General features: G+C 40.5%; 8 protein-coding genes and 1 pseudogene. 3 read left to right on the top strand and 6 right to left on the bottom strand.

The features are described 5' to 3' along the window. Positions 1–439: transposase (locus tag J2S07_RS16125; RefSeq protein WP_307151440.1), on the top strand; the 439-nt coding region annotated here is incomplete at its 5' end. 48 nt (positions 440–487) lie between these two features. On the opposite strand, the gene J2S07_RS16120 is transcribed toward J2S07_RS16125, so the two are convergent. The 3 genes and pseudogenes from J2S07_RS16120 to J2S07_RS21980 form a co-directional block, all read right to left on the bottom strand. Then, complete coding sequence (locus J2S07_RS16120; protein WP_307151439.1) at positions 488–1,381, bottom strand: hypothetical protein; 894 nt, start codon at positions 1,379–1,381, stop codon at positions 488–490. A 279-nt stretch (positions 1,382–1,660) separates the two neighbouring features. Then, entirely contained in the window at positions 1,661–2,452 is a 792-nt protein-coding gene (locus J2S07_RS21985; protein ID WP_370872855.1) for a bifunctional metallophosphatase/5'-nucleotidase, read from the bottom strand. A gap of 90 nt (positions 2,453–2,542) precedes the next feature. Continuing rightward, positions 2,543–3,184, bottom strand: a pseudogene (locus J2S07_RS21980) (metallophosphoesterase); the annotation flags it as partial. A 555-nt stretch (positions 3,185–3,739) separates the two neighbouring features. On the opposite strand from J2S07_RS21980, the gene J2S07_RS16110 reads away from it, so the two are divergent. Beyond that, positions 3,740–4,330, top strand: coding sequence for a class I SAM-dependent methyltransferase (locus J2S07_RS16110; protein ID WP_307151437.1), 591 nt, complete (start codon positions 3,740–3,742; stop codon positions 4,328–4,330). A gap of 124 nt (positions 4,331–4,454) precedes the next feature. On the opposite strand, the gene tagU is transcribed toward J2S07_RS16110, so the two are convergent. Together tagU and J2S07_RS16100 are read right to left on the bottom strand one after the other, a co-directional pair. After that, a complete protein-coding gene (tagU, locus tag J2S07_RS16105) occupies positions 4,455–5,420 on the bottom strand; it encodes a polyisoprenyl-teichoic acid--peptidoglycan teichoic acid transferase TagU (protein ID WP_307151436.1) in 966 nt (321 codons plus the stop codon). Between the two features lie 188 nt (positions 5,421–5,608). Then, positions 5,609–6,247, bottom strand: a complete 639-nt coding sequence (locus J2S07_RS16100) for a hypothetical protein (protein WP_307151435.1) — start codon at positions 6,245–6,247, stop codon at positions 5,609–5,611. A 312-nt stretch (positions 6,248–6,559) separates the two neighbouring features. Here J2S07_RS16100 and J2S07_RS16095 point away from each other — a divergent pair, with 312 nt between their 5' ends. Further along, a complete protein-coding gene (locus J2S07_RS16095; RefSeq protein ID WP_307151434.1) occupies positions 6,560–8,605 on the top strand; it encodes an S-layer homology domain-containing protein in 2,046 nt (681 codons plus the stop codon). 47 nt (positions 8,606–8,652) lie between these two features. Here the strand turns inward: J2S07_RS16095 and J2S07_RS16090 are convergent, their stop codons facing one another. Further along, positions 8,653–12,060 (bottom strand): DUF6359 domain-containing protein, encoded by a 3,408-nt coding sequence (locus tag J2S07_RS16090; protein ID WP_307151433.1) that lies wholly within the window; start codon positions 12,058–12,060, stop codon positions 8,653–8,655. Between the last annotated feature and the right edge of the window lie 17 nt (positions 12,061–12,077).

The following is a 12,077-nucleotide window of genomic DNA, read 5'->3' as shown; positions in this document are numbered from 1 at the left end:
TTCCGGTTATGTACAAAGCTTTAAAATATATGAATGTGAAGATTGTACAGACTGTCCTTTAAAAGCACAATGTACAAAGGCTAAGGGGAACCGTCTGGTTCATTGGAATACGGTCTTCGAAGAAATGAAAGCGAAGGCAAAAACAGCCCTTGAATGTGAGGAAAAAGCCACTATCTACGCTCGACGCAAAACCGAAGTAGAAAGTGTGTTCGGTCACATCAAGGGCAATCGATCGTTCTGTAGATTTTCTCTACGGGGGCTCGACAAAGTACATATTGAATTTGGGATAGTGGCGTTAGCCCACAATCTTCTGAAAGTAGCAGGCATTCGCCAGCTACTTTCAGAAGATCCGAGGAAAAATATAAAAGCAAGTGGAGAAATACAATTCGTTTTTCTCCACTTGCTTTATTTTAGGGACTTATCGGACAGCCCCACTTAATTGTTATGGATAGTAAGTAGTATCAAGCTTTAGGTTTTATCATTTTTACTACCTAATTAGAAAATTCCCCTTAATAACCCCAAACTCCATACTCATTTTTTCAAACTCCTTGTATTCAGGACTTTCTGGTTTGTTGGCGTACTGATTTTCACTCACTGGAAGCATGGCATAGATATAGCCGTTCTTTTCTCCTAGTTTGACATACAGGCTGTCCTCGTAGCCGTCATTCCAGGTGGATACTTTTATTTTTTCAATAGAAAATAGAATCGCCTCTGGAACACGTGCATCCTTTGGTTTGTAGAAGAAGTTCAGGTTTCCGTCTTTTTCTTCAGTTCGATATTTGGTATCCCAGGATAAAGGGATCTCAAAGGCATATTCCTCAGCTCGGTAAGTAAAGTTATGCTGCTTCTGATAAGGTGTTCGTTCAAGGATGACTGCTGATTCTTTAGCATTTACTGAATCAACAAACCAGTTTTGATTAACTTTTTTAATTGTTACATTCACAATTTCCGACCCCGCAGATCCAGTGGAGGTGGCAAGTGCAAATTCTACATTGAAGCTGTGCTTTGTTTTGCTAATCTTCTTTTCATTTTTGATGCGATACTCTTTTACCCAGGGGCTTGAGACGCCTGTTACCCAGCCGTTCGCTTTGAAATAAGCGTTTGATTGATCCTTCAATTCCTTTGAGAAAAGGGCATATTGGTAAGCACCATTCCTCGTAGTTACAGCTTCGGCCCATTTATTGATCGCGTCCTTTGCCGATGTAGGAGCTAGAGCTTTTTCTAGTAATTCAACTTGTAGCTGATCCATATTGACTTGGTGAACAGTGATCACTTTTGGAGCTACGCCCTCTATAGAGGTAGTTCCCTTTGCAAAAGCTCCACTCGCAAGCATCGAAGAAATGGCAACAGTTCCCGCTAATAATAAGATTTTCTTTTTCATCATTAATCCTTCTTTCCATTTATCTTGATTTCGTTTTCTACTTTACACGGAAAAAAGGAGTAAGAAGTTAAGGATTATTATAAGTTTGGTTACGGGAAGGTTAAAGATTGGGCGATGGAGCAGGATCCATGGACTAACACTGACTTTTTCATTTTAGAAGCCGCCAAGTAACAACATATCGGCGGGATCTTTGAGGATATTTGCGAAACGCCATTTTTCGATATTATAACAAAGCGGGGAGTTCACAATACTCCCCGCAAAATTGTTTCACCTAGTCATCTAGTCAGCAACATCCACAATCCGCCCCTCAACCTTCGGGTGAACCTTCCCAAGTTTTTTTAGGTGCTCGGCAAGGATCTCCCAATCAGAGAGGCCGAGATCGGTTATACGTCCTTCCTTATAGATTTTTCTGAACACATCAAAGCCATCGCCACCCTTGGCTGTAAAGGTGTTGGTTGCGACAGTATACGTCTTGTCATCCTGAATCGGGACATATTTTTCTCCATCAAAGTATTGGATGGATATAACCCGTTTACCAGCGGGTTTGGAAGAGTCGAACTTGACCTTAGCACCCGAGACATGCAGGAATCCGCTATCCTCCCGTGGATAGCTTTCCAAGCTTCTTTCAAACGCTTGCTTTAACTCTGCCCCCGTAATCTTCATCGTCGCTAACGTGAAGCCAAATGGTAGAGCCTCTATGACTTCCCCGACCGTAATTTCTCCTTTATTAATCGGTGCGCGAATACCTCCGCCGTTATGGAGTGCCATGATCACGTCTGGGCTATATTGCTTTGCTTTTGCCAGCATTCCATCAGTAATAACGTTACCGAGCGGTGTTTCATTTTTGCGAACACTAGGCTTTGAATGATCCCCAAGTGTACGAGGGTTGTCTAAAAACTCTTCAGCAGTGGCCCCTAAAGGCGTATTCCTTACCTTGCTAATCTTATCAGAGTACTTTTTCAATAATTTGGCTGCTTCAGGGTCGGCCGCTTGCTTGGCAATGGGAATTAATTTACCATCTTGCTTCACAATAACCCCGTTTTCGTCAAAAGTAACATTGAGTGTACCCATGTATTCACCATATTGGCCAGCTTGGACAATGACGGTCGGCTCCGCTTTTTCATGAATGAGGACAGGCTTTGCTAATGCTGTATGACTATGCCCGCCAACGATGATGTCAATTCCCTCGACGGCCTTTGCAAGCTCTAAATCATTATCAACGGCGGGATTATCGTCAAAGCCGAGATGGGAGAGGGCGATAATTTTGTTTATGCCCCTTTTCTGAAATTCAGCGACCATTCTTTTTGCTTCCTCAATATAATTAGAGAACGTAATTTTTCCAGGGGAGGAAATCACCTTTGTTTCAGCAGTTGTTAAGCCAAATATTCCGATCCTTTCACCCTTCACATTCTTGACGATCCCTGCATAAATATGGCCATTCCTTGGATGAGCAGATATTTTTTCCGTGAATAGGCCTGCAAACTTCTCATCCTTTGAGAAATCAACATTGGAGGAGACAAATGGAAAGGTGGCTCCTTTAATAAATTCAACTAAGGCCTGATGTCCGTTTGGTGTTGAACCAAGGTCAAAGTCATGATTTCCGAAGGTCATGGCATCGAATCTCATGAGGTTCATAAATTCTAGATCTGCTTTCCCATGGAATTCATTGAAATACAGTGTCCCGGAAAAAACATCTCCAGCATCCAAAAGGAGTGCATCCGGCTTCTTTTTTCGGAATTCCTTCACCGCAGTGACTCGCTTTGCCACATTATCCAGGTGGCTATGGGTGTCGTTGAAGTGCATGATGTTCAGTTCGAATGGTTGGTGATTTCGGCTTAATTTGTCGGGTGTTGCGGCCGTTCCATGTGGGGTAACTGTCCCAGCAACAATCATTAAAGTGCAAACTATTGCAGTGAAAATTCTCAGCATTTACATTCCTCGCTCTATTTTTCAACGTTAGTGAAAGAAGTCTATTTAAAGCTTGTTGCAGGATGACTGTAAATATTCGTTAAATTTTGCCTGGATGACTGTATTTTTCAAAGGGGTTGTGTAATTAGAAGAGACAAGAATGGTGGTAAACTTGGGATATTTGCGAAAATCGGCTGTTTATTTGCGGAAAAGGGGGATATATTTGCCAAAAATCATTTTTATTTGCTAAAAAACAAATATATTTGCGAAACGCATTTTAACAGTGTTATTTTACCTGTTTACAAAAAAACATGGTCATTCCAATCTCAATAAAGAACCTAGAGTTCGACAAAACCTTGCCGAAAATTTTAATATAGGGGAAAATTGTCATATGCTGTTTGTCAGCTTTTCTTAAAAGACTGATATCTTATGTTTACTGGAGTTGGTGATATGGGAAAATGGTTTCCAACTGTCTATGATTGGGCGATGAACCCTTTTGAGAAGGGGAGATTTGAGGAAATTCGGAGGGAGCTTATTCATAAAGTATATGGAAAAGTGTTGGAAATCGGAGCTGGGTCGGGGATTAATTTTCCTTTTTACCGTGATGTTGAAGGAGTAGACGCTATCGAACCCAATCCTGCCATGGTCGCAAAGTCTAATAGGAGAAGTGAGCTTGCGGTGGTGCCGATTCATATCCACGAGCAAAAGGCAGAAAACCTTAGCTTTGATGACGATACATTTGATACCGTTATCGCCACGCTTGTTTTTTGTACCATTCCGAACCCTGTTCAAGCGCTAGAAGAAATCAAGAGAGTCTGTAAACCAGGAGGGAAGGTGCTTTTCTTTGAACATGTGAAAATGGAGCAGCCCAATCTAGCACATCTACAAGATTGGCTGAACCCTTTTTGGAAGAGGATTTGTGATGGCTGCCATTTGAACCGCGAAACGCTTGAGCTAGTAAAGGAGTCGGGAATAGAGGTTGTTTCGGTTTCTTCCTATTATAAAGGTCTCTTTTTGACGGTGGAATGTGTGAATCATTAAGGGATGCTGCTTTTTTAGGGATGGGGATGGATATTTGAAACGCCTTTTTAGGGTGAAAAACACAGGACATGACAGTGTACCGGGTACCACTCAAGTAAAGCGTACCTGGTACTTCCCTGTTTTCTTAACTACTAGGAGTCTCTGTGGTTCCAGCGGAAGCATCCAGCTCCAAATGGGATTTTAGCTCATCCTGAACTCTTTTCTGTTCCTCCTTAGAAATGATCTGGTAGGAAATCGAGTTAATGTATTTTCCTTCCCCTTCCATCTGGATTTGCTCAAGGTTATGTCGAGTATCCTTATAATTTTTCTGAATATCAATCATTTCATCAAAAGTAAGGTTTGTTTTCACATTTTTCCCTAAAGCTCCGAAGATGTCATTAAATCGTGTTAAGGAACTAAAGCTTGCTCCTTTATCAATCACCCCTTGGATGACAAGGCGCTGTCTTTGCTGGCGCCCATAATCCCCGGAAGGATCCTGCTTTCTCATCCTAACAAACACGAGGGCTTCATCCCCATTTAGGGTAATATTCCCTTTTTTAAAATCATAGTCGTAATCGGAAAAAGCAAAAGTGTTATTGATCGTAATACCGCCTACAGCGTTGACGATATCCTTAAAGCCTTCCATATTAATTTTTACGTAATAGTCGATAGGGATGTCTAAGAAATGCTCAACGGTGTTCATCGACATTTCCTCTCCACCAAATGCATAGGCATGATTAATTTTATCAACTGTACCATGACCTATGATTTCGGTTCTTGTATCACGGGGAATGCTCAGCATCTTGATTGAATTTTTATTAGGATTAACCGTGAGAACAATAATGGTATCCGAACGGCCCTTATCGCCTTTCCGTTCATCCACCCCAAGCATGAGGACGGAGAATGGCTCTTTTTTCTCAAGGGTTACTTCCTCAGTACGCTTCTCAGATACCTTTCTTTCGATCGGCTTATGCATCGTATCAACTGCAGAAGTTAAGGAGTGGTAGACGGAATACGCATAGGCTCCAATCCCAATTATTAGAAAAAGAACAACAAGTCCTATGACACGAAGCCATTTTTTCTTTTTGCCTTGCTTTTGTCTAGATCCCATTCATTGATCCCCCAAAAAAAGTCGTTGTCTAAATGATACCAAAAAATAGTAAAAGTGGATATAAAGTCTTAACGTTGATTTTGCTGAATTGATCTATAATTGGTCAGTTCGTATGGAGTGGTCCTCATTATTTTTACCAGTGTGGGTTGAAAAAGTCCAAGAAAAAAGCAAAGGGGATACCTTTGCCGTTAGAAGTCTTCTATTTGTGATAGGATTCTTGAAGTACGATCTGCCTTCTTAGCATTGTAAGACTGCTTAAATTCTTCTGCTGCATCCTTGCTGTAGCCGTTCCGTTCTAAGTCATACTGTAGCTGTTGGTAAATCGTGTTAAAGGTCTTGTCCGCATTCCGTTCCATAAAATTGGCGGCATCCTGATACTTCACTATTAAATCGCTTAGAGGAGTCTTTTTACTAACATAGTCAGCTTTAGCTTGAACAATTAATTGGTCGATTTTGCTTGTTTCCTGTGCTTCTAATTCGTTGAACAGCGTGTAATAATCTCCTTTAATTGCCTCTAATGTAGGTTTCTCCAAACCATTTGGAGTTGTTGCTTCCTCTTGAGTGGTTGTTTCTGACTGATTTTTGGAGTCTTCTGCATTGTTTTTTTGCGTCTCTGCTGTAGAGGTTGAGCTTGAGCCATTTTCATCATTTTTATCGGTTGCTTTAGCATTCGAATCAACCTTGAGTGCCTCTTTATACATAGGAGAACTCATTTTTTCCTCTGCTTCTTGAACCGTTTTCTCTACTTTATGATTCCATGTGTAATTACCTAACAGTATGATAACTACTCCCGCAAGAATGATTCCAAATAAAACTATCCGTTTCATCTTTCAATCCCTTTCCTTACTTATTATCTAAATGTTATCATGATATACAAATGCCTGTCATCTAGGAAAAAATGATTCGACAAAGTTCTTGGTACAAAAGATTCAAGAGAGTGAAATAATAACTAATTTTTTAGTAAGCATTAATACGCAAGGGATAAATTAACTACATATCAAAAAGAAGATTCGACAAAATTGTATAAATTTTACTAAATTCATTGCCAGTTTCATTATTTTCCATTATTATAGATTTATAGTTTTTTTATGTTGTATACATACATAGGCATGTAAATAAAATAAGAGGTGATTTTAAAAGTGAAAAAGTATCCATTCAGCAAAAAAGCTGTCCAAGCTATGCTTGCAGCAACAATCGCATTATCTCCAGTGATAACGACTGGGGTAGTAGGAAGCCCTGTGAAGGTGGAGGCAGCTGTTACACAGGATGCACTATCAAGGGTTAATCTAATTTATAGTGAATTAATTAAAGTTGAAGGTGCAAAAGAAGCTTTTAATAGATCTGGTAAAACACTAAACGAATGGGAACCAGAAATATGGAATAATGAGGTTTTAGGAGACACAGCTGTAAATACTATTAATACAAATATTAGGAACCTTACAGCTGAAAATCTTAAAGAAGCCGATCGATCTAAGCTTAAAGCGGTAAAGAATGTTAATGCTGCTGGTATTGTGAAAGAGTTAGTTCTATTAGTAGTTCAGGATGGAACTACATTAGCACAACGTTTAGATTCTTTTAAATCTTCTAATGAAGGGATAGCATTTGAAGCTGTATTAGGGTTAGAGGGTTCTGAAATTGATTTAATTCTTGAGTTTTTAGTGGAATGCGAAAAGGAAATGTGGAAACTTTCTACATCAGAAATTATAAGTATGTGGAATGATTTGAAAACCGGTTCTATTAAGAATGTTACCAAAACTGTTAGGGACAAGGTAACTGCTCAAGCAAAATTTAAGAACTTAAATGATACATTAAGAGTAAAATCGGGGCTTTCTCTTGATGATGTATTTGGTGTTTATGATAATGTGGTTGCTAAGTTACCTGCTAATGATGCAAAAATTCTTAGAACAGCATTTATAGATGCTGCATTAGCTGCTGGTAATCCTAATGGCGGTTCAACAGGCGGAGGCGGTGGTACAACAACACCAACACCAGGTCAAAACGAAGTAACTCTTCCTGAAGGTTCTGTTGTAACTGAAGGGAATACTACAAAGATCCCAGCAAACAAAGTTCAAGACATCGTGAATGCAGTAACTGCTGATAAGGCTGTTATCCCTGTAAAACTTGACGGCACTACTAATGCTGAAGTTCCAGCTTCATTATTCTCTGAAGTTGTGAAGAAGAATGCAAAGGCAGTAGTTGAAGTGAAGACAGATGCAGCTAGCTACAAGCTTCCAGCATCAGAAATTAACGTAGCTGACCTTGCTAAGCAGCTTGGCGTTGCAGCAGCAGACGTGAAAATCTCTGTTTCTGTACAAGTGGTTGATGTTAAAACATCTGAAAAACTTGCTTCTAAAGTAGTTGAATTCAAGATTGAAGCAGTTGCTGGCGATAAGAAGCAAGCAGTGTCTACATTTAGCGTATATGTAGAACGTGCTATTACTGGAGATCAAAACTTCAATGCGAAGAACCAAGTTGCTGTGGTTTTAGATGATAATGGTAAAGTTCTAAAATCTGTACCAACTTTATTCGATGGAAAGACAGCAACGATTAAATCGTTAACAAACTCTAAATATGCTATCGTTGAAAATAATGTAACTTTCCCTGATGTGACTAGCAAAGAGTGGGCTAAATCATACATTGAAACTTTAGCTTCTAAATACATCGTTAAAGGTCATGACACTGGCAAGTTCGCTCCGAATGGAACAACTACTCGTGCAGAATTCGCCGTGTTATTAGTTCGTGCACTGGGCTTACCAGGTGAGAAGTATGACAACCGTTTCTCTGATGTGAAGGGAACTGAATGGTTCAACCAAAACGGTGAATTAGCTGCAGCTGTAAAACACGGTATTATTGAAGGATATGATACTGGTAAATTTAATCCTAATGGTAAAGTTTCTCGTGCTGAAGCAGCAGCGATGATTGCTCGTGCGATTGAATTAGACTTCTTAAACTTTGACAAGTCAAAATTTGATTCTTCTAAGCAATTAACGAAGTTCAAGGATGCTAACAAAGTACCAGCTTGGGCAAAAGAAGAGTTAACTGCTGTTTTACAAGCAGGAATCATGTCTGGTCATGAGAACAATACAATTGATGCAAATGGTTCTACTACAAGAAACCAAATTGCAAAAATTGTGGCTGAACTCTTAATTAAGTCTAACTTAATGAATGACACAATCAATAAATAAGTAATAACTAGGGAAACCGGCGCCTTTTCGGAGGAATGCCGGTTTTTCTATTTGAAAAAGGCAGCTCCGATCTGCACCCCACACCCACAAAAAAAAGGAACCGAAGTCGGTTCCCCCATAGAATCTAGGATTAGAATGTCATCTGGATTTGCTCCATTGATGAATTCAAAGGATTGAATATTTTCAGCACCGCGAATTTCTTTCACATGGCTACCATCTATAATCACTTTATTAACATTGATCCCGCTAAAGTCGATAACAGCATCAGGCTCGTTTGGTTGCAGGGTCACTTTTGTCTTTGCAAATCCTACACCATTAAATTCTGCATATTTTCCTGTGAAAAAGATCCCCTCTGCAATGCTCGATTGTTCATCAAGCTGAACGGCTACACTCGGTTGGGTAATTGTGAGTCGTTTGGCCTTAAATTTCTTCAAATCGTATTTTTTGTCTACTTTGCTCGGTGGCTCTTCTTTAGTCCTCAAGTCGATTTGTACCATAACAGGATCGTGATCGCTCGCACGGCCTGCCATGTCGGTAAAGTCCGCGTTAATGTGAAGTACATCGACCTTTGTTTGCTTGGCCAAATGATTGGAGACAAGGATATGGTCAAGTACCTGTGAATTACCTTGGTATAGGTATGTGTACCGATCATGGGATTCTAGCTTGTTAATCATGTTGGTCATGAGTTCTCCCTCATGTATTTTGAGAGCCCTTGAAAATGGATAATCATTGAAATCTCCAAGGGAGACAACATTTGCCTTCGGATTCTCTTCCTTAATTTCCTTTACAAACTTGTAGACAATTTTGGCAATCTCTTGGCGCTGGGCTTCACTTTCATAGACTGGTGGCTGCTTAGAACCGAACAAGGGGGTATCACCAGTTTTTGAATTCCAATGGTTTGCGATGACAATCAGGCTTTCTCCTTGGAACTCAAATTGCGCCGCCAATGGTTTACGACTGCTGTTAAATGCATTATTTGTAGGGTCGATTCGACCTGGATTAAGAGTAAGCTTACCGTTTTGATATTTCACTGCTGTCGTAGCGTCTCCATGAGGAATTCCTTCTGTCAGGCTTACTCGTGCTGGATTATATAGGAATCCAACGCGAATATTTGCATTCGGTTGACCGCCATCCTGATTATTAACAGGATCAATATTTACGTATTTATATTCGACTCCGCCAGCTGTTTTGATGGCCTGGATTAATCGCTCATAGCTTTGGTTTGCTCGGGAATCGCCTGCATCGGGACCGTTGTTATCCTGAACTTCCGTTACACCAATAATATCTGGATTTTGCATGTCCTGGACAAATGCCCTCGCTAGTTTACGTGCTTTATCATTCGTCGTTGACGTAGAATTGTTGGAGAAATTTTCAAGATTGTATGACGCAATCGTTAATTTGTCCTCAGCTTTCACAATATTCGTTTTTTCTGGAGTAGCATTTCCTTTGACATGTTTGGCTTTCATCTCATTTAAAGAGGTATAAATTTTGTAATTTTGATAGGAATACCCAACAACACCCTCAATCGGCCCTTCAAAAGAATCTCCCGTGGCCACCTCAAATTCTCGGGCAGGTCCATTTGGTTCTAATCGGAATTGGATCCGATCAGGGTTTGGATTATTCTCTTCAAAAAGAACGCCACCATGTAAGGTATTGGTTTCTCTGTTCTCAAGAACTGTAATTAAATCACCATGTTCCTGTGGGGCTACAGCTTTAACATGGCCAACCTCGACACGCATTCCCTCAAGGCTTTCCCAGAAATCAATGGCGTCGACATCTGGATTAAAGACTTCCAGATGATCACTATCAATATGTTCCCTTGGTAAATTCTTTTCGTCAATTTTGATTGCTTTTGGGAGCTCTACATTACGTTGAACGACCTCTACCTTGCCACCTTGATCATCGCGAACATTAATTTGTGTTACCTTCATATCCGTTTGTTGACGATCATCATATCCATCAATTGCATATTCACTTACTTTTCCTGCTACAGAGACGAGATCACCGACCTGAATCGGCCATCCATTTCTCCCACTGTATAGAACAATGCCTTCAGATGTCTTTGGATCTTCATCGATTCGATTATCGGGAGTCTGAATATGGTAATACTTTGAGCCGCTTAATTCAAAGATATAAGTGACAATCCCCTCGATACCATCTACAGTTTGGCCATCATAAGGAGAGGTATGGGAGGCACCCTGTAAATCGTGAATTTCGAGTTTATCCGTAATAACATAAGTGAAAGTGGTAACAGGACTAAGTCCGAGCTCGGCTGATTTTGTGACGGCCTTTATCGTTGTATCCTTATCTATGATAATTGGAGCCACGTATTTCGTGCTTTTGTCAGATGGATCGGTTCCATCTAATGTATAAAAAATTTCCGCATTGGCCGTTTTCGTTGATAATTGAACAGTTGTACTTCCGATAAAAGTTCCACTTCCTGGATTCGCTACAGGAGGATGCAAAATGGAGCTATCCTCGATGATGTCTAGTGTGGAGCGGGGGATAATTTGATAGGCTGTGTCAAATTGTTGAACAATTCCAATAATTGATTCATATGTGGTTCCAACCTGTAAACCTAAGGAATTGTTCTCGTCACGAATGATAAATTCTGCCTCTCCATCGGTAGCCCTGTAGTTATTATTTGCATCTACACTTAGTAGAGTTACTGAATTCGCCTGAACTAAAAAGGATTCGTGTTCCTCGTTCACTTCCGCTCCAGTGACGACTTTCGGTGTGACAACTTTTCCACTTTCCTTTTTCTCGACGACGGTTGTTCCATCAAGTTGCATGAGGCCACGAAACTCAGCCAATTTCCCCGTTAAAACTACTTCATCGCCTACCTTGATCGGGAGGGAAGTGGGGCGAACGGCTAGACCCGCTGTCTCATCCTGAACGGAAATTGAATTCTTAAGATTAGCAGCAACCATTCCCTTTATTGTGACGGTTGCCCCGTTCCCCTTTTTGCGTGCCTCAGCTATTGGGATAACTTCTGGATCTTCAGGCTCCTCAGGTTCAGAGCCAGAATCTACGAAATTGTATTCTTTAACACTTTTTAAACCAGGAACAGAGAAGTAGCCCTCAAGATTTCCTGTTAACTGTACTTTTTTTCCTAAGTTTTCTGGATGATCGACCAGGTTCAATGCATTGCGTACATTGCCAGTAGGGAGCTGTACAGGTAATATTTTGCTAACATTTGTTTCACTAGCTGAATCGGCAATGGCAATATTTGTATTAACGGTAAAAGGTCCTTGATGTTGATATTTCGGACCATTATTGGTAATGCCGACAATGTACCCCTCAACTGTGGCAGCCCCACTATTATTGGCAATCGCCTCGGTAACTGTGATTGTGCCTGCAGCGCTAGCAGGGGCGATAGGGGATAGGAGGCTAAGTAATAGAACAAGGATTATCCCAAGGTTTATTTTTTTCCTTTGTTTCCAAATCGTAGTCAATGGCGTTCGCTCCATTC

This window comes from Anoxybacillus andreesenii, from assembly GCF_030813005.1.
GTDB lineage: Bacteria > Bacillota > Bacilli > Bacillales > Cytobacillaceae > Robertmurraya > Robertmurraya andreesenii.
Note: the sequence above shows the minus strand (reverse complement) of the source record. Positions and strands in the feature narration are given on the sequence as shown.